This window comes from Streptomyces sp. NPDC001204, assembly GCF_053598035.1.
The window spans coordinates 1-18,799 of the sequence record NZ_JBSFJL010000005.1 but is presented as its reverse complement, the minus strand read 5'-3'; the positions used below and the strand labels follow the sequence as shown (position 1 = coordinate 18,799).

The following is an 18,799-nucleotide window of genomic DNA, read 5'->3' as shown; positions in this document are numbered from 1 at the left end:
CGACCCATCCTTCGCTACGTCCCGGATTCCTCGTCCTCGCGGTGGGGCGACGATGCCGTCGCGGTGCCGAACGGCCATCCCCCGTCGGCGGACGGCGGCCCGCCGAAGACGCCGTACGGCCACCCTCCGGAGGCCGGAAACGGCGCCCCACCGCCCTCCGCGAGCGCCGGCTCCTCAAGCCCCTTGTCCCCCCTCGCCTCCGGCCCCACGTCCGGCCCCTCGTCCGGTACTTGTGTCGGCCCCTCCCTGCGGTCCTCCTTGGGCACGCAGTGCACGGGCAGCAGGCTCAGACCCCATCCCCCGGCCGCGACGGCCCCCTCCAGCACCCCCGTCTCGCCCGACAGCAGCAGCCGCAGCACCGCCCACCACCACACCGCACCGAGCCCCAGAGCGGCCCCCCAGCGCACTATCGGCCCCGCCATCGCACCCACCACCACCTCCAGCCGACGCCGGACCGCCGCACTGGCCTCCACGATGGCGGCACCACGCGGCACGGGCAAACGCGCGCAACAAAACCCGGCCTAAACCCCCGGACAAGGTGAAGGCCCCGGCCGCGTCCCTCCAGGTCTCCCCGGAGAAGCCCCGGCCGGGGCCTCACTCACGTGTGCGTAGGTTCACGCGCGCGTGCGACAGGTCACGCGGCGACCACGTCCACCGCCTCGGCGGCGGGCGCCTTGATGGTCACCCGTTCCGGTGGCACACCGGTCACCGACACGGAACCCAGCATCGGGCGAACCGGCGTGGGCACGGGCTCGGTGGCCGCAGCAGACCGGGCCAGCTCGGCGAGGGCGAGCTCGTCGCTCACTTCCCGCATGAGCTCGGACATCCGTACGTCCAGCGCGTCGCAGATGGCGGCGAGCAGCTCGGAGGAAGCCTCCTTCTGCCCCCGCTCCACCTCGGATAGATAGCCGAGCGAGACTCGGGCGGACGAGGAGACTTCGCGCAGAGTACGGCCCTGGCGCTGGCGCTGCCGACGCAGCACGTCACCCAGCAGGCGACGGAGCAGAATCATCGGTGGCTCCCTCCTCGGACCGCGTAGCCGCATCCTTCACGCCCCACCGTACCGCCTTGCGCCGCGGCCGTGCGGGGAGCGATGTCGTGTTCACTCAGGGCTGCAAACATCAAAACCCCCCGTTCCGTTCCGTATCCTGTGCCCGCTCATTTCCGGTCTGTTCGCCCGCGATCTGCTCCAAAAGCAGTGCGAGCACGCTCCGTACACTCTCCATACGAATTTCCGCCCGGTCGCCGTTCAACCGCAGCGCGGCCGTTTTCCCGCAGCGATCGGCGCCGGTTTCCGTCACGCGCGGCCCGGCCACGGCCACGAAGACCGTCCCGACCGGCTGCCCGTCCTGGGGGTCGGGGCCGGCGACTCCGGTGGTCGCGATGCCCCAGTCGGCTTCCAGGGTTTTCCGTACCCCGGCCGCCATCTGGGCCGCGACCTGCGGATCCACCGCTCCCCGCTCGGCCAGCAGGGTGGCGTCGACGCCGAGGAGCCGGTGCTTGAGCTCGGTGGCGTAGGCGGTGACCGAGCCCCGGAACACCTTCGACGCCCCCGGCACCGCGGTGATCTCCGCCGCGACCAGGCCACCGGTCAGCGACTCGGCCACGGCGACCGTCTCGCCCCTCACCGTGAGTAGTGTCACTACGTCGACGGCCGGCGAACTCACGCTTGCGACTCCTCCAACGCGGCACGCTGCTCGGCGATTCCCCGCCTGCGCAGCACGATGGCCTGTCTCACGTAGTCGAGGCCCGTGACCACGGTCAGCACGACCGCCGCGGCCATCACCCAGAACCTCAACGTGGCCAGCCAGCCCGTCAGCGCCAGCACGTACATCCCGACGGCCACGCCCTGCGTGAGCGTCTTCACCTTGCCGCCGCGGCTCGCGGGGATGACGCCGTACCGGATGACCAGGAAGCGCAGCAGCGTGATCCCCAGTTCGCGACCGAGGATCACCCCGGTCACCCACCAGGGCAGATCGCCGAGCCCGGAGAGGCAGATCAGCGCCGCCCCCATGATCGCCTTGTCGGCGATGGGATCGGCGATCTTCCCGAAGTCGGTGACGAGGTCGTACGTCCGCGCCAGATGGCCGTCGAACAGGTCGGTGATCATGGCGATGGCGAAGGCCGCCCAGGCCAGCGACCGCCATGCCGGGTCGTACCCGCCCTCGGCCAGCATCAGGGCCACGAAGCAGGGCACGAGGAGCAGCCGGAGCATGGTCAGCAGATTGGCGACGTTCCACACACTCGCCTGGTTCACGGCGGCGGCCGCGATCTTCCCGCCCCGCGGTGCCTTGCCGGAGCCCTGCGCCCGCGCGGTCTCGTCGGCAGCACCCGTCGCACCGGAACCGGCAGGAGCGGCGGAAGCGGCAGGGCGGGAAACCTGGGAGGCGCGGGAAGCGCCCGAAGCCCCGTCTGCACCGGCGCGCCGCGAGGCCGCCCCCGCGGCCCTCCCCTGCGCGCCCGAGGAGCCGCCCGCGGCGGATGCCGGGACTCCCGTCATCTGCCCGCCTCCTCGCTCCACGCGAACGTGCCCGCCAGCGGCTCGGCCACCAGGTCGACACCTTCGGTGCCGACGACCTTCGCCTCGACCATACGACCGACGTCCAGGCCCTCGCCGCCGACGAGCAGCACCTGGCCGTCCGTCTCCGGTGCCTGGTGCGCCGCCCGGCCGCGGACGCCCTCCTCGGCGTCCACGGACTCGACCAGCACGTGCACCGTCTGGCCGACGCGCTCCTCGGCCCGCTGGGAGACGAGTTCCTCGGCCAGCCGGGAGACACGCGCCAGCCGCTCGGCGACGACGTCCTCGTCGAGCTTGCCGTCGTACGTCGCCGCCTCCGTGCCCTCCTCGTCGGAGTAGCCGAAGACGCCGATGGCGTCCAGCCGCGCACCGTTCAGGAACCGTTCGAGCTCGGCCAGGTCGGCATCGCTCTCGCCGGGGAAGCCGACGATGAAGTTGGACCGCACGCCGGCCTCGGGGGCCTTGGAGCGGATGGTGTCGAGCAGTTCCAGGAAGCGGTCGGTGTCGCCGAAGCGGCGCATGGCGCGCAGCACGCCGGGCGCGGAGTGCTGGAACGACAGGTCGAAGTAGGGGACGACCTTCGGGGTGGAGGTCAGGACGTCGATCAGCCCGGGACGCATCTCGGCCGGCTGGAGGTAGCTCACCCGCACCCGCTCGACGCCCTCGACCTCGGCGAGCTCGGGCAGCAGGGACTCCAGGAGGCGGATGTCGCCGAGGTCCTTGCCGTAGGAGGTGTTGTTCTCGGAGACCAGCATGATCTCCTTGACGCCCTGCTCGGCCAGCCACCGCGTCTCGTTCAGCACATCGCTCGGGCGGCGGGAGATGAACGAGCCGCGGAAGGACGGGATGGCGCAGAACGAGCAGCGCCGGTCGCAGCCGGAGGCGAGCTTGACCGAGGCGACCGGGGCGCCGTCCAGGCGGCGGCGCAGCGGCGCGCGCGGGCCGGAGGCCGGGGCGACGCCTTCCGGGAGGTCCGCGGGGCCGTGCCCCGGAATGGCCACCTCCGTGCCGGCGTCCTGCCGCTCGGCCGGGCTGATCGGCAGGAGCTTGCGGCGGTCGCGCGGGGTGTGCGCGGCGTGGATGCCGCCGCTCAGGATCGTCTGGAGGCGGTCGGAGATGTCCGCGTAGTCGTCGAAGCCGAGCACGCCGTCGGCCTCCGGGAGGGCCTCGGCGAGTTCCTTGCCGTACCGCTCGGCCATGCAGCCGACCGCAACCACCGCCTGGGTTCTGCCGTGGTCCTTGAGGTCGTTGGCCTCGAGGAGGGCGTCGACGGAGTCCTTCTTGGCGGCCTCCACGAAGCCACAGGTGTTGACCACGGCGACGTCCGCTTCCGCGGCGTCCTCCACGAGCTGCCAGCCGTCCGCCTCCAAACGGCCTGCGAGCTCCTCCGAGTCCACCTCGTTACGGGCGCAGCCGAGAGTGACGAGTGCGACGGTACGGCGTTCAGGCATGGGCTCAAGACTACTTTGTCTCTCCGACCGCCCAAGTCGACGGGGTTGGCCGATCTTGGCCAACCCCGTGCTCGCCTGTCTGTTCGGCCCTTTGTGCACGGGCCGCCCGTCCGCCGCTACCCGACCTGCGGGTCGCCCTTGGTGTACGTGAGGCGCTCCACGGCGCCCGGCTGGAACTGGTCCTCGATCTTCTTGCCGTTGACGTACAGCTGGATCGCGCCGGCGTCGCCGAGGATCAGGTTGATCTTGGAGCTGTCCTGGAAGGTCTTGGACTCGCCCTTCTGCAGGAGCCCGTCGAAGAGCATCCGGCCGTTGTGGTCCTTGGCCGAGATCCAGCTGCGCCCGTTGTCGGCGCTGACCTGCACGGTCACCTTGTCCTGCGGCGCGGCCGCGATGGCGCTGTCGGACGGCGCCGGTGCCGGGTCGGCGGGCTTGCTGCTCTTCGGCGTGGCCGAGGCCGACGTACCGGCCGTGGGCGTGGCGCCCTCGCCGATCTGCCCCTTGGCGCTCGTGTCGTCGCCGCCGCCCTTGACGGCCGTGAAGCCGACGAAGCCGATCACGACGACGATCGCCGCGACCATGGCCGCGGTCCAGTTGGGCCCGCGCCGTTCCGGGCGGATGCGTTCCGCCTCGAACAGGGGGGCTGCCGGGGTCGGGGCGGGGCGGCCGCCGCGCTCGGCGTCGAAGCGCGCGATCAGCGGGGCCGGGTCGAGGCGCACGGCCTTCGCCAGGTTCCGGATGTGGCCGCGGGCGTAGACGTCGCCGCCGCAGGGCGCGAAGTCGTCGGCCTCGATGGCGTGCACGATGGCGACGCGGACCCGGGTGGCGCTGCTGACGTCGTCGACGGTCAGCCCGGCGGCCATCCGCGCCTCCTTCAGGGCACGGCCGACGGAGGGGCGGGCTTCCTCGGAAACGTCTTCGAAGGGACGCTCGTCTTCAGGGGAGTTGCCGATGGACACGGGGGCGCCTTTCGAGCGTGTAGCCGCCTGTGCTGGAGGTTCAGTCTAGGGATGTGCCAAAGGGTGAAGCGACCCGGCGGTGGACTTTGTACGCCATCGGAATGGCCGGACAATCCGATGGTGGGACAGATGTGGCGCCCAGGGCGGGACCCGCACCGGTCCTCTCGCTCAACTTGACGTACGCCCAGGCGAAACGGTTGCCCGCCGCTCGCTAACGGGTGGATCACGGTCCACGCGTCCACCCGCGGCGAGCACATCCGCCGGACGGCGTCTTCCTGCTACCCCTCAGACTCCCCACGAATCACGGCCAGCACGCCGTCCAGGTCGTCGGGCTTCACAAGAACGTCACGCGCCTTGGATCCCTCACTGGGTCCGACGACGCCGCGGGACTCCATGAGGTCCATCAGCCGCCCCGCCTTGGCGAAGCCGACACGCAGCTTGCGCTGGAGCATGGACGTCGAGCCGAACTGCGTGGAGACGACCAGCTCGGCCGCCTGGCACAGCAGGTCGAGGTCGTCGCCGATGTCCTCGTCGATCTCCTTCTTCTGCTTGGTGCCGACGACGACGTCCTCCCGGAAGACCGGCGCCATCTGGTCCTTGCAGTGCTGGACGACCTCCTGGACCTCCGCCTCGGTCACGAACGCGCCCTGAAGACGGGTCGGCTTGCTCGCGCCCATCGGCAGGAACAGCCCGTCGCCCTTGCCGATCAGCTTCTCCGCGCCCGGCTGGTCGAGGATGACGCGCGAGTCGGCCAGCGAGGAGGTGGCGAACGCGAGCCGCGAGGGCACGTTCGCCTTGATCAGACCAGTGACCACGTCGACCGAGGGGCGCTGGGTGGCGAGCACCAGATGGATGCCGGCGGCGCGCGCGAGCTGGGTGATGCGGACGATCGCGTCCTCCACGTCGCGCGGCGCGACCATCATCAGGTCGGCGAGCTCGTCCACGATCACCAGCAGGTACGGGTACGGCTTCAGCTCCCGTTCACTGCCCTCCACCGCCTTGACCTTGCCGTTGCGCACGGCCTCGTTGAAGTCGTCGATGTGCCGGAACCCGTACGCCGCCAGGTCGTCGTAGCGCAGGTCCATCTCGCGCACGACCCACTGCAGGGCCTCGGCGGCCCGCTTGGGGTTGGTGATGATCGGCGTGATCAGGTGCGGAATGCCCTCGTACGCGGTCAGTTCGACGCGCTTGGGGTCGACGAGGACCATGCGCACGTCCTCCGGGGTCGCGCGCATCATGATCGACGTGATCAGGCAGTTGATGCAGGAGGACTTGCCGGAGCCGGTGGCGCCGGCGACGAGGATGTGCGGCATCTTCGCGATGTTGGCCATCACGTAGCCGCCCTCGACGTCCTTGCCGAGCGCGACGAGCATCGGGTGGTCGTCCTCGGCGGCGGCCGCGAGGCGCAGCACGTCCCCGAGGTTCACCATCTCCCGGTCGGTGTTGGGGATCTCGATGCCGACCGCGGACTTGCCGGGGATCGGGCTGATGATCCGCACGTCCGGGCTGGCGACGGCGTACGCGATGTTCTTGGTCAGCGCGGTGATCCGCTCGACCTTCACGGCGGGCCCGAGTTCGACCTCGTAGCGCGTGACCGTCGGGCCGCGGGTGAACCCGGTGACCCGGGCGTCGACCTTGAACTCGGTGAAGACGTTGGTGAGCGAGTCGACGATGGCGTCGTTGGCCGCGCTGCGCGCCTTGCCCGGGCCGCCCCGCTCGAGCAGGTCGAGGGAGGGCAGGGAGTAGGTGATGTCGCCGGAGAGCTGGAGCTGCTCGGCGCGCGCCGGCAGGTCGCGGGGCTGGGGCGGCGGGGTCTTCGTGAGGTCGGGGACCCCGGACTGCTTCTGGTCGGCGGGACGCGGGGCGGGCGGGTCCTGTTCGGACCGACCGGTCCGGCCGTCCTGGCCGGGGCGTGCGGCGGGCACGGGCGTCGGAGTGGTGCTCTCCCCGCGGTCGCCCACGCCGACGCCCTGGGTGAGGTCCGCGACGATCGGCGAGGGCGGCATGCCGTGCAGCACCGCGCCGTCGAGCGCGGCGGCGGCAGCGGCGGCGACGTCCACGGCGTCCATCCGCCGTTCCATGTCCGGCTGCGGCACCGCCGAGCGCCGGGGACGGGAACGCCGCTTGGAGAGGGCCTCCTGCTCCGCGGTGTCGGGGTCGTGGTCCTGGGGGGCGCTCGGCCGCTTGCGGGAGCGCGCGGGCAGCGCCTCGCGCCACTGCTCCTCGTAGCGCGCGTCGTCGTCGCCGTACTCGTCGGACTCCGGGTCGTGCACGATGCCGAGGCGCACCCCGAGCAGCCGCAGCCGCTGCGGGATCGCGTTGACCGGGGTCGCGGTGACGACCAGCAGGCCGAACACCGTGAGCAGCACGAGCAGCGGTACGGCGAGGACCACGCCCACCGCGTAGGTCAGCGGCGTCGCCGCGCCCCAGCCGATGAGCCCGCCGGCGTCCCTTATCGCCTGCATGCCGTCGCTGCGGGCGGGCGAGCCGCAGGCGATGTGGACCTGCCCCAGCACGCCGATCACCAAGGCGGACAGTCCGATGACGATCCGGCCGTTGGCGTCGGGCTTCTCCGGATGCCGGATGAAGCGGACGGCGATGACCGCGATCAGGATCGGCACCAGCAGGTCCAGCCGGCCGAAGGCACCGGTCACCAGGATCTCGACCAGGTCGCCGACGGGCCCCCGCAGATCGGCCCAGGTGCCGGCGGCGACGATCAGGGCCACGGCGAGCAGCAGCAGGGCGATGCCGTCCTTGCGGTGCGCGGGGTGGAGGTTCTTGGCGCCCTGCCCCACTCCGCGGAAGACGGCGCCGACGGCGTGCGCGAGCCCGAGCCAGAGGGCGCGCACGACCCGGTACACGCCTCCCGTCGGACTGGGCGCCGGCCGGGCCGCCGGTTTGCCCGCGGCCTTTTTGGCGGGCGCCTTCCTGGCGGGCGACTTCTTCGCCGCGGCCTTCTTCGCCGGAGCCGCCCCGGAAGCGGCGGCCTTCTTCGCGGGCTGCTTCTTGGCTGCGGAGGGACGTGAGGCCATGGGTGTGAGGTTACCGGTGGAGACGACAGTGGACACGTGCGCCCGCTGCTTCACCCGTTCGTGTCGGGTCCGGAGAGGAGCCTGGCTGACACGCCCTCAAGAGCCGTACATCACGGGGAGCGTGGCCCGATCCCGCCGCTCGCCGAGCGGGCCGGGCCCGCGCCCCGGATTCGGACTCAGCCCTGCGAAGGCACCGAGGAGGTGCTCCCCGTGCCCGGCTCCAGCGCGTCCAGGGCGCGTCGCAGGCCCGTCAGCTTGCGCTCCAGATGAGCCGCCGTGGCCACCGCCGCCGCGTCGGCGGACTCGTCGTCCAACTGCTTGGACAGGGCCTCCGCCTGCTCCTCGACGGCCGCGAGGCGGGCGGAGAGTTCGGCGAGCAGACCGGCCGACTCCTTGCCGTCGCCCACCGCGCCTTTGCCGCCGCCCTCCAACTGGAGCCGCAGCAGGGCCGCCTGCTCCTTCAGCTGGCAGTTCTTCATGTACAGGTCCACGAAGACCGAGACCTTCGCACGCAGCACCCACGGGTCGAACGGCTTGGAGATGTAGTCCACCGCGCCCGCCGCGTACCCCCGGAAGGTGTGGTGGGGGCCGTGGTTGATGGCGGTGAGGAAGATGATCGGGATGTCCCGGGTCCTCTCCCGCCGCTTGATGTGCGCGGCCGTCTCGAAGCCGTCCATGCCCGGCATCTGGACGTCCAGCAGAATGACCGCGAAGTCGTCCGTGAGCAGTGCTTTGAGCGCTTCCTCCCCGGACGATGCCCGCACCAGCGTCTGATCGAGCGCGGAGAGGATGGCCTCCAGCGCCAGCAGATTCTCCGGCCGGTCATCGACCAGGAGGATCTTGGCCTTCTGCACCATGGCCCGCCCTCCTCGCCCCGGCTTGGGGCCGCCCCTGTCCGCAGGAACCGGGGAGGCACCGGCGGGTGCCGCCCCAGGGGACGACTCCCTTGCGCCGCCCGTCCTTGTGCCGGTCATCGTAGCCGCACCCCGCCCGTCGCCACACCCTGTCACCGTGATGTCACTGTGCACCTGGCAGAAACGTCGCGGGAGACCAGAAGGTTCCCCGGATTCCGCACTTCTACACGGCTTCCTGGCCTCCGAGTCGACAACGTCCCACGCCCTCCGAACGTTCCGGTCACCGGTCCGTCGTCACTCCCCGCTCATCCACTGCGCCATCACGCTCAGCAGGTGATCGGGGTCCACCGGCTTGGTCACGTAGTCGGAGGCGCCCGACTCGATCGCCTTCTCCCGGTCGCCCTTCATCGCCTTCGCGGTCAGCGCGATGATCGGCAGCCCCGCGAACTGCGGCATCCGCCGGATCGCTGTGGTCGTCGCATAACCGTCCATCTCGGGCATCATGATGTCCATCAGGACGACCGCCACGTCGTCGTGCTGCTCCAGCACCTCGATGCCCTCGCGCCCGTTCTCGGCGTACAGCACGGACAGGCCGTGCTGCTCCAGGACGCTGGTCAGGGCGAAGACGTTGCGGATGTCGTCGTCGACGATGAGCACCTTCTCGCCGCCGAACCGGATGTCGTGGTGCCCCTGCGGGGCGGTCTCCGGCTCCGCCGGGCCCGCCGACGCCACCATCCACCGGTCCTGGAACGGCTGTCCGTGCCGCGCCTGCCTGTGGTCGGCGGCGGGCAGGGCCCTGCGGCGGCGCCGGAAGAGCGCGGCGGGACCGTTCTGCGTCTCCCGGTACGACTTCACCTCGGCCGGCGTCTCGACCTGTGCGGCGGCCTGCCCGGACGGGTCCGGCCCGGGTGCGGCGACCAGGTCGCCGGCGTCCAGCACGGAGCCGGGCTGCTGGTATCCCTGCGGCGGCAGGTCCCCCGGGTGCAGCGGCAGATACAGGGTGAACGTCGAGCCGCGGCCCGGCTCGCTCTGGGCGTGGATCTCACCGCCGAGCAGTTGCGCGATCTCCCGCGAGATGGACAGCCCGAGTCCGGTACCGCCGTACTTGCGGCTGGTGGTGCCGTCGGCCTGCTTGAACGCCTCGAAGATCACCCGCATCTTGCTGGCCGCGATGCCGATCCCGGTGTCGGTGACGGAGAAGGCGATCATGCCCGCGTCCGGGTCGGTCAGCGAGCCGGCCTCCAGCAACTGCTCGCGGATCGGCTGCGGAACGTCGTCCCGGGCGGGACGGATGACCAGCTCCACCGACCCGGAGTCGGTGAACTTCACCGCGTTGGACAGCAGGTTGCGCAGCACCTGGAGCAGCCGCTGCTCGTCGGTGTGCAGGGTCGCGGGCAGCTCCGGCGACACCCGTACGGACAGGTCGAGGCCCTTCTCCGCGGTCAGCGGGCGGAAGGTGGCCTCCACGTAGTCGATGAGCTGGACGAGCGCGATGCGCGTCGGGGAGACGTCCATCTTGCCCGCCTCGACCTTCGACAGGTCCAGGATGTCGTTGATCAGCTGGAGCAGGTCGGAGCCCGCGCCGTGGATCGTCTCGGCGAACTCGACCTGCTTCGGGGAGAGGTTGCCCTCGGCGTTGTCGGCGAGCAGTTTGGCCAGAATCAGCAGGGAGTTGAGCGGCGTACGCAGCTCGTGCGACATGTTGGCCAGGAACTCGCTGCGGTAGCGCATGGAGACGGCGAGCTGTTCGGCGCGCTCCTCCAGGACCTGCCGGGCCTCCTCGATCTCGGAGTTCTTCGCCTCGATGTCGCGGTTCTGCTGGGCCAGCAGCTCGGCCTTCTCCTCCAGTTCGGCGTTGGACGCCTGGAGCGCCTTCTGCCGCTGCTCCAGCTCCTCCGACCTCAGCCGCAGTTGCTCGGTCAGCTCCTGGGACTGCTTCAGCAGTTGCTCGGTCTTGGTGTTGACGGAGATGGTGTTGACGCTGGTGGCGATCATCTCCGCGATCTGGTTCAGGAAGTCCTTCTGGATGTGGGTGAACGGCGTGAACGAGGCCAGCTCGATGACGCCGAGCACCGTCCCCTCGAACAGCACCGGCAGCACGATCACCTGCGCGGGCGGCGCCTCGCCGAGCCCGGAGGAGATCTTCAGATAGCCGCTGGGCGCGTTGTCGACGAGGATGGTCCGCTTCTCCTCCGCGGCGGTCCCGATCAGCGCCTCGCCCGGCCGGAACGACGTCGGCATCGAACCCAGCGAGTAGCCGTAGGAACCCAGCATCCGCAGCTCGTAGGAGTCCTCGCCCTCGCCCCCGAGGTCCGTGTCGTCGGCGAGCGGCATGGCGACGAAGAAGGCACCGTGCTGTGCCGAGACCACCGGCGTCAGCTCGCTCATGATCAGCGAGGCCACGTCCTGGAGGTCACGGCGGCCCTGCATCAGCGCGGAGATCCGGGCGAGGTTGCCCTTGAGCCAGTCCTGCTCCTTGTTGGCGATCGTGGTGTCGCGCAGGTTGGCGATCATCTTGTTGATGTAGTCCTGGAGCTCCTGGATCTCCCCGGAGGCGTCCACGTCGATCTTCAGGTTCAGGTCGCCGCGGGTGACCGCGGTGGCCACGCGCGCGATGGCACGCACCTGCCGGGTGAGGTTACCGGCCATCTCGTTCACGGACTCGGTCAGGTCCCGCCAGGTGCCGTCGACGTCACGCACGCGTGCCTGGCCGCCGAGCTGGCCCTCCGTGCCCACCTCTCGGGCGACCCTGGTGACCTCCTCGGCGAAGCTGGACAGCTGGTCGACCATCGTGTTGATGGTCGTCTTCAGCTCCAGGATCTCCCCGCGCGCGTCGATGTCGATCTTCTTGGTCAGATCGCCCTTGGCGATGGCGGTGGTGACCATGGCGATGTTGCGCACCTGACCGGTCAGGTTGGACGCCATCTGGTTCACGGACTCGGTGAGGTCCTTCCAGGTGCCGGCCACCCCCGGGACGTACGCCTGGCCGCCGAGGATGCCGTCCGTGCCCACCTCGCGGGCCACCTTGGTGACCTGGTCGGCGAACGAACTCAGCGTCTTCACCATGGTGTTGAACGTGTCCGCGAGCTGCGCGACCTCACCGCGCGCCTCGATCGTCACCGTCCGCGTCAGATCGCCGTTGGCGACCGCGGCCGCCACCTGGGAGATGTTGCGCACCTGCATGGTCAGGTTGTTGGCCATCAGGTTGACGTTGTCGCTGAGGTCCTTCCAGATGCCCACGGCGCCGGCCACGTGCGCCTGGCCGCCGAGGATGCCCTCCGTGCCCACCTCGCGCGCCACCCGCGTGACCTGCTCGGCGAAGGACGACAGCTGGTCGACCATCGTGTTGACGGTGGTGACGAGTTCGAGGATCTCGCCCTTGGCGTCGACGGTGATCTTCTTCGACAGGTCGCCCTTGGCGACCGCGGTCGTGACCTCGGCGATGTTGCGCACCTGGCTGGTCAGGTTGTTCGCCATGAAGTTCACGGACTGGGTGAGGTCCTTCCAGGTGCCGGAGACGCCCTGGACCTCGGCCTGACCGCCGAGGATGCCCTCCGTACCCACCTCACGGGCCACCCGCGTGACCTCCTGCGCGAACGAGGAGAGCTGGTCCACCATCGTGTTCAGGGTGTTCTTCAGCTCCAGGATCTCCCCGCGCGCGTCCACGGTGATCTTCTGCGACAGGTCACCGCGGGCCACGGCGGTGGCGACCTGGGCGATGTTGCGCACCTGGGCGGTGAGGTTGCCTGCCATGCCGTTCACGGAGTCCGTGAGGTCCCGCCACACACCGGCGACGCCGGGCACCTGCGCCTGACCGCCCAGACGCCCCTCCGTGCCCACCTCACGGGCGACCCGGGTGACCTGGTCGGCGAAGGCCGAGAGCTGGTCGACCATCGTGTTGATGGTGTTCTTCAGCTCCAGGATCTCCCCGCGCGCGTCGACGTCGATCTTCTGCGACAGGTCGCCGCGGGCCACGGCCGTCGTCACCTGTGCGATCTGCCGCACCTGGGAGGTGAGGTTGCCGGCCATGAAGTTGACGGAGTCGGTGAGCTCCTTCCAGGTGCCGGACACGCCGTCCACGCGGGCCTGACCGCCCAGGCGGCCCTCCGTGCCCACGTCCCGGGCCATCCGTGTCACCTGGTCGGCGAACGACGACAGCTGGTCCACCATCCTGTTCACGGTGTTCTTCAGCTGGAGCATCTCGCCGGAGACGTCCACGGTGACCTTCTGCGACAGGTCCCCGTTGGCCACGGCCGTCGTCACCTGGGCGATGTTCCTCACCTGCCCGGTGAGGTTGCGGAACGCGGTGTTGACGGAGTCGGTGAGGTCCTTCCAGGTCCCCGCCGCGCCCGCCACCTGCGCCTGACCGCCCAGCTCGCCCTCGACCCCGATCTCCCGCGCCACCCGCGTGACCTCGGCACCGAACGACGACAGCTGGTCGACCATGCCGTTGACGGTGTTCTTCAGCTCCAGCATCTCGCCGGCCACGTCGACGGTGACCTTCTGCGACAGGTCGCCGCTGGCGACGGCCGTCGTCACGGTGGCGATGTCCCTCACCTGTGTGGTGAGGTTCCGGAACACCGTGTTGACGGAGTCCGTCAGGTCCTTCCAGGTGCCGGCCACCCCCGGCACGTTCGCCTGCCCGCCCAGGCGGCCCTCGGCGCCGACCTCGTTGGCCACCCGTGTGACCTCGTCCGCGAAGATGCGCAGCGTCTCGGTCATCTGGTTGATCGTGTCGGCGAGCTGCGCGACCTCGCCACGCGCCGGAACGGTCACCTTCTGCGACAGGTCGCCGTTCGCCACGGCGGTGGTGACCTGGGCGATCCCGCGCACCTGCGCCGTCAGGTTGCCGGCCATCAGGTTCACCGAGTCGGTGAGTTCCTTCCAGGTGCCGTCGACCCCGGGCACATGCGCCTGACCACCGAGGATGCCGTCCGTGCCCACCTCACGGGCGACCCGCGTCACCTCGGAGGAGAACGCGGAGAGCTGGTCCACCATCGTGTTGACGGTGTTCTTCAGCTCCAGCATCTCGCCGGCGACGTGGACGGTCACCTTCCGTGACAGATCGCCCTTGGCCACCGCCGTGGTGACCAGCGCGATGTCCCGCACCTGCGCCGTCAGCCGGGACGCCATGGTGTTGACGGAGTCCGTGAGGTCCTTCCACGATCCGGACAGACCGCGCACCCGTGCCTGCCCGCCCAGCTTGCCCTCCGTGCCCACCTCGCTGGCCACGCGCGTGACCTCGTCGGTGAACGTCGACAACTGGTCGACGAGGTTGTTGACGGTCCGCCCGACCTTCAGGAACTCGCCGCGCAGCGGATGCCCGGCCCCCTCCGGCACCTGCGTGCGCAGCTCCATGCGCGGCGACAGATCGCCCTCGGCGACCGCGGAGAGGACCCGGCCGACCTCGGAGACCGGTCGTACGAGATCGTCGACCAGTGCGTTGGAGTGGTCGATCGCGGCCGCCCAGGAGCCCTCGCAGGCGCCCGTCTCCAGCCGCTCGGTGAGTTTTCCCTCACGTCCCACCATGCGCCGCACCCGCGACAACTCGCCCGTCAGATGCAGATTGCGGTCGGCCACCTCGTTGAAGACCGCCGCGATCTCCGACATCACGCCGTCCCCGGACACCGTGAGCCGCCTGCGGAAATTGCCGTCGCGCATCGACACCAGAGCGGCCAGCAGTCGGTTCAGGGAAGCCGTGTCCACCTCGGTGGTCCCGTTGCGCGTCGTGCGCCGGTTCTTCGGGGACTGTCCGCCTTTCGCGCGCGTCTTCGTGCTCCGCGTCGCTGCGCCAGACTCCACTGTGTCCCTCCCGCAGGGGTCGACCGTTACCGCCGTGCTGCGGTACGCCTGCTCGCGTACCGGTTACTGCTGCGCATTCCTGTCCGATGTAATCAGCCCACAGGGAGAGCTACTGCCCTGGGTGCAGAGAACACACTCAGCCTGCCCGGACCTTCACCAGAAGCCTGCCCAGTGTTTCACCCCGGCCGAACCAGGCCATAACAGTTCGGCAGCTTCGCACACCCTCCGCACACCCTCGGGGCGGAAACACTGGCGACCGGCATCCGCGTGGACGGCGAAGGTAAGTAACCTTGCACGGGGCTGTCCAGCCGCACCGGTCCGTCCGGCCTGGGCGGTGGCACGGGAACGAGCGGGCATCGGAGGGCGGCCGCAGACATGACCACCGGAGTGATCCCCGGGGGACAGCCCCCGGAGCCACAGCCGAACGGCCCGCAGCTGCCCGAGCAGCGCCGCGAGCCCATCGGCCACCAGGGTCTGCACGTCGACAACCGGACAAGGAGTTCTGTGATCACCGCGCGCGCGGCCGCCAGTTTCGATCCCCTGGGGCGATCGGTCGCGACCGCCCGGTCCTTCGTCCGCGACACCCTCCAGGGGTGGGGCTTCGGCGACATCGTCGACGACGCGGTGGTCCTCACCAGCGAACTGGTCACCAACGCCGTCGTCCACGCCGGAACCGCCGCCGACGTGCTGTGCCTGCGCAGCGACGACGGGGTGCGCATCGAGGTGTCCGACCGCTACCCCGAGCGCGAGCTCCCGGTGCAGAGCTCGGCGATCAACATGGGCAGCCCCGACCGCGAGGGCGGCCGCGGCCTGCAACTGTGCGCGGCCCTGGCCGGCCGCTGGGGCGTGGAGTACACGCCGACGCACAAGAAGGTCTGGTTCCAACTGGACCTGCCCGAGCGCCCGGTCGGCACCCGCGCCGCCGGCCCCTGCCTGCCCGCAGACCTCCTCCCGCTCGCCGACGGCCGGGTCCGCGTGGCCGTCGTCCAGATCGAACGCGGCGGCTCCATCAGCGCCTGGAACGAGGACGCCGAGGAACTGTTCGGCTACGCCTCCAAGCAGGTCACCGGCAGGCCGCTCACCGATCTCGCCGCCTGGCCGCACACCCCCGGCACCAGCACCGGCATCGCCGAGGCGCTCCAACTCTCCCGCTGGGAAGGCAGCTACGGCATCCGCGGCGCCCACGGCCGCGTCATCCCCGTCTACGCCTCCCACCTCCGCGTCCGCGACACCGACGGCGAACCCTCCACGGTCTGCCTGCTCGTACGGGATCACGAACGGGCCGTGCTCCAGACACCGTTGCGCCTCCCGGCGTCCGCCGACGCGGGCAGCGCCACCGAGGGATCCAGCGCCGACCCCTTCGAGGTCTTCATCGGCTCTCCGGCCCCCGACGACCTCGACGGCCTGCTGCAACGCACGGTGGAACGCGCCCGCGACATGCTCGACGGCGACGCCGCCTTCCTCCTGCTGGCCACCGACGACGAAACGGAGTTGGAGGTCCGCGCCTCCACCGGCCTGCCCTCCGCGCGCCAGCGTTTCGCCCGCGTCCCCGTCGAGGCGGGCCCCGGCCGCTACGGTTCGGCCCGGATGCCCGCCGTCCACGACGACCTCACCGCCGTCCCGGGCGCCGTCCCCCTCCTCAACAGCACGGGCATGCGCTCGGTCGTCACGGTCCCGCTGAAGGTCGAGGGCCGCCTCACCGGCTCCCTCGGCGTCGCCGCGGAGGCACCCGGCCGGTACTCCAACGAGGAGGCGCTGCGTCTCCAGTTCGCCGCCGACCGCATCGCCCTGGCCGTCGAGTCGGCCCGCCTGGGCGAACTGGAGCGGCTGCGCCGCGGCTCCCTCAGCTTCCTCGTGGAGGCCTCCGACCTGCTGGCCGGCACCCTGGACCGCGACCAGACCCTCGCCCTGATGGCCCAGATGACGGTCCCGACCCTGGCCACCTGGTGCGCCGTCTACACGATCGCCGACCAGGCCTCCGACCCCTACCTGTCCTACGTCCTGCACGAGGACGAGGAACTGATCGACGGCATCAAGTCCCTGCTGTCCAAGATCGCCCCGCCGGACCCGGTTCCCACGCCGGGAGCACGCGTGTGGACCGCTCCCGGCGAGGCCGCCCACCAGGCGGCCCTGCGCAGCTCCATGCGCAGCCTCAGCCTGGGCGACTCGCACCACCACATCGGAACGACCATCGGACCGACCCTCGCCACGGCCTCCGCGGTCGGCGGCGAGACGGTCGTCCTGCCGCTGGTCGCCCGCAACCGCGTCATCGGCATGCTCACCCTCGGCAAGCCCACCGACGAGCACTTCCGCCAGGAGATCCTGGAACTGGCCGAGGACCTGAGCCGCCGCGCCGCCCTCGCCCTGGACAACGCCCGCCTGTACTCGGAGCGCACGGCCATCAGCCAGTCGCTTCAGCGCAGCCTCCTGCCGCCGGGACTCCCCGACGTCGAGGGCGTGGAGGTCGAGGTCATCTACCGCGCGGCCGGCGAGGGCAACGAGGTCGGCGGCGACTTCTACGACCTCTTCCCCATCCGTGACGGCGCCTACGGCTTCGCCATCGGCGACGTCTGCGGTACGGGCCCGGAGGCGGCCGCGGTGACCGGACTGGCCCGGCACGCGCTCAGGCTGCTGGCCCGCGAGGGCTTCGCCGGCCCGGCGGTGCTGGAGCGCCTGAACTCCGCGATCCTCGACGAGGGCGCCCGCAGCCGCTTCCTCACGCTTCTGTACGGCGAGTTGTGGCCGCAGGAGGACGGCAGCGCCCGGCTGAAGGTCGTCTGTGCCGGCCATCCGCTGCCGCTGCGCCTGCGTCAGGACGGCACGGTGGAGCCGGCCGCCGACCCCCAGCCGCTGCTCGGCGTCATGGAGGACCTGGAGCTGTACGAGCAGACGATCACGCTGGACCCGGGCGACGTGCTGCTGTGCGTCACGGACGGCGTCACCGAGCGCCGTGAGGGCACCCGGATGCTGGGCGACGACGGTCTCGCCGACGTGCTCACCACCTGTACGGGGCTGACGGCCGGTGCGGTGGCGGCCCGCATCATGCGCGCGGTGGAGCGCTTCGCCTCGGACGCCCCGTCCGACGACATGGCGATCCTGGCGATGCGGGTGCCGGGCCTCCAGCAGTAGGGCGCCACAGGGCATGGAAAAGGCCCTCACCCGATGGGTGAGGGCCTTTTCCGTTGGAGCCCCCAAACGGAATCGAACCGTTGACCTTCTCCTTACCATGGAGACGCTCTGCCGACTGAGCTATGGGGGCCTGTCACCTTTTCGGGGTTCCCCCCGCGGCAACGGAATAGATCATACCCCGAACAGGACCGTGCTCCCAACCGCGATCGGTCCGCCGAGCGCGTTGCACACCGAGACGATCCGCTGCATCTCCCGACGCGTCAACGAGGCGTCCACGGGCAGCGTGAGCGTCTCCTCGGCGGCCCGCTCGGTCTCCGGCAGGGACACGCACCGGCGGAACTCCGGCAGCCGGTGCACGGGGGTCTTCACCGGCACCCGGCAGTCGACTCCCCTGGCGCGTACGGCGCGTGCGTAGGCGTCCCGGTCCGGCCGGCCGTTCCCGGGCACCCGCACCACGTACTGCTGATAGGTGTGCCCGTCACCACCGTCGGGGGTCCGCACGCCCCGCAGCCTGGTGTCCAGATATGCGGCACGCTCCCTGCGCCGCGCCATCTCGTCGTACGGCGCCTCGGACTCGCCCTGCTCCAGCACCAGCAGTCCGTGTCGCCGGCCCATCTCGTGCAGCCGTCCCATGTCGGCGGACCGGCCGAAGCGGTGTACGACGACCACGGCCACCGTGCGCGACGTCAGGGCCTGTTCGACGGTGGAGGCGTCGAGGCAGTACGTCATCGGGTCTATGTCGGCGAACACCGGCAGCGCGCCCACCTGTGTCACGGCCTCGGCGACCTCCACGTTGCCGAATGCCGGCACGACGACCTCGTCACCGACTCCGACGCCGGCGGCGCTGAGCAGAGCTCCAATACCCATGAGGCGGATGCTGGTTGCGCAACATGAACTTCAAGTAACGGAAAACAAAAAAGGGTTGGACCCGGAACCGAAGTTCGGGGCCCAACCCTTTCAAAATTTGTTCGGCGGCGTCCTACTCTCCCACAGGGTCCCCCCTGCAGTACCATCGGCGCTGTGAGGCTTAGCTTCCGGGTTCGGAATGTAACCG

11 protein-coding genes, 1 tRNA gene and 1 rRNA gene are annotated in these 18,799 nt (G+C 70.5%); 1 reads left to right on the top strand and 12 read right to left on the bottom strand.

Annotated features, from left to right (window positions below):
- Positions 1 to 14: 14 nt before the first annotated feature.
- The 9 genes from ACWC91_RS08915 to ACWC91_RS08875 all read right to left on the bottom strand — a co-directional run bounded on the left by ACWC91_RS08915 (position 15) and on the right by ACWC91_RS08875 (position 14,616).
- Positions 15 to 422, bottom strand: a complete 408-nt coding sequence (locus ACWC91_RS08915; RefSeq protein WP_225075981.1) for a hypothetical protein — start codon at positions 420 to 422, stop codon at positions 15 to 17.
- Between the two features lie 212 nt (positions 423 to 634).
- A complete protein-coding gene (locus ACWC91_RS08910; protein ID WP_225075959.1) occupies positions 635 to 1,012 on the bottom strand; it encodes a helix-turn-helix domain-containing protein in 378 nt (125 codons plus the stop codon).
- A 109-nt stretch (positions 1,013 to 1,121) separates the two neighbouring features.
- Positions 1,122 to 1,667, bottom strand: coding sequence for a CinA family protein (locus tag ACWC91_RS08905; protein WP_225075960.1), 546 nt, complete (start codon positions 1,665 to 1,667; stop codon positions 1,122 to 1,124).
- Positions 1,664 to 2,500: a CDP-diacylglycerol--glycerol-3-phosphate 3-phosphatidyltransferase gene (gene pgsA, locus ACWC91_RS08900; protein ID WP_225075961.1), complete on the bottom strand. Its 837-nt coding sequence runs from the start codon at positions 2,498 to 2,500 to the stop codon at positions 1,664 to 1,666. The genes ACWC91_RS08905 and pgsA overlap by 4 nt, the downstream gene beginning before the upstream one ends.
- On the bottom strand, positions 2,497 to 3,969 hold the full coding sequence (gene rimO, locus ACWC91_RS08895) for a 30S ribosomal protein S12 methylthiotransferase RimO (protein ID WP_388478654.1): 1,473 nt from the start codon (positions 3,967 to 3,969) through the stop codon (positions 2,497 to 2,499). Before rimO ends, pgsA begins: the two co-directional genes overlap by 4 nt.
- A gap of 116 nt (positions 3,970 to 4,085) precedes the next feature.
- Entirely contained in the window at positions 4,086 to 4,928 is an 843-nt protein-coding gene (locus tag ACWC91_RS08890) for a helix-turn-helix domain-containing protein (RefSeq protein WP_225075963.1), read from the bottom strand.
- 278 nt (positions 4,929 to 5,206) lie between these two features.
- Positions 5,207 to 7,960 carry a DNA translocase FtsK gene (locus ACWC91_RS08885; RefSeq protein ID WP_281155884.1) on the bottom strand — a complete coding sequence of 918 codons (2,754 nt, stop codon included), beginning with the start codon at positions 7,958 to 7,960 and terminating at the stop codon, positions 5,207 to 5,209.
- A 176-nt stretch (positions 7,961 to 8,136) separates the two neighbouring features.
- Positions 8,137 to 8,817 (bottom strand): response regulator, encoded by a 681-nt coding sequence (locus ACWC91_RS08880; RefSeq protein WP_225075965.1) that lies wholly within the window; start codon positions 8,815 to 8,817, stop codon positions 8,137 to 8,139.
- Positions 8,818 to 9,108: 291 nt separating this feature from the next.
- Positions 9,109 to 14,616, bottom strand: a complete 5,508-nt coding sequence (locus ACWC91_RS08875) for a HAMP domain-containing protein (protein ID WP_225075966.1) — start codon at positions 14,614 to 14,616, stop codon at positions 9,109 to 9,111.
- A gap of 375 nt (positions 14,617 to 14,991) precedes the next feature.
- On the opposite strand from ACWC91_RS08875, the gene ACWC91_RS08870 reads away from it, so the two are divergent.
- The gene (locus ACWC91_RS08870) at positions 14,992 to 17,745 is read left to right on the top strand and encodes a SpoIIE family protein phosphatase (protein ID WP_450643936.1); all 2,754 of its coding nucleotides are present in this window, start codon (positions 14,992 to 14,994) and stop codon (positions 17,743 to 17,745) included.
- A 54-nt stretch (positions 17,746 to 17,799) separates the two neighbouring features.
- Here ACWC91_RS08870 and ACWC91_RS08865 read toward each other — a convergent pair.
- The 3 genes from ACWC91_RS08865 to rrf form a co-directional block, all read right to left on the bottom strand.
- Positions 17,800 to 17,875: transfer RNA gene (locus ACWC91_RS08865), tRNA-Thr, on the bottom strand.
- A 41-nt stretch (positions 17,876 to 17,916) separates the two neighbouring features.
- Positions 17,917 to 18,597 carry a DegT/DnrJ/EryC1/StrS family aminotransferase gene (locus ACWC91_RS08860; protein ID WP_450643937.1) on the bottom strand — a complete coding sequence of 227 codons (681 nt, stop codon included), beginning with the start codon at positions 18,595 to 18,597 and terminating at the stop codon, positions 17,917 to 17,919.
- Positions 18,598 to 18,711: 114 nt separating this feature from the next.
- Positions 18,712 to 18,799, bottom strand: a 5S ribosomal RNA gene (gene rrf, locus ACWC91_RS08855); the annotation flags it as partial.

Coding starts and splice junctions, on each gene's coding strand:
- ACWC91_RS08915 (WP_225075981.1), bottom strand. CDS start 422: ATGGCGGGGCCGATAGTGCGCTGGGGGGCCGCTCTGGGGCTCGGTGCG.
- ACWC91_RS08910 (WP_225075959.1), bottom strand. CDS start 1,012: ATGATTCTGCTCCGTCGCCTGCTGGGTGACGTGCTGCGTCGGCAGCGC.
- pgsA (WP_225075961.1), bottom strand. CDS start 2,500: ATGACGGGAGTCCCGGCATCCGCCGCGGGCGGCTCCTCGGGCGCGCAG.
- rimO (WP_388478654.1), bottom strand. CDS start 3,969: ATGCCTGAACGCCGTACCGTCGCACTCGTCACTCTCGGCTGCGCCCGT.
- ACWC91_RS08885 (WP_281155884.1), bottom strand. CDS start 7,960: ATGGCCTCACGTCCCTCCGCAGCCAAGAAGCAGCCCGCGAAGAAGGCC.
- ACWC91_RS08880 (WP_225075965.1), bottom strand. CDS start 8,817: ATGGTGCAGAAGGCCAAGATCCTCCTGGTCGATGACCGGCCGGAGAAT.
- ACWC91_RS08870 (WP_450643936.1), top strand. CDS start 14,992: ATGACCACCGGAGTGATCCCCGGGGGACAGCCCCCGGAGCCACAGCCG.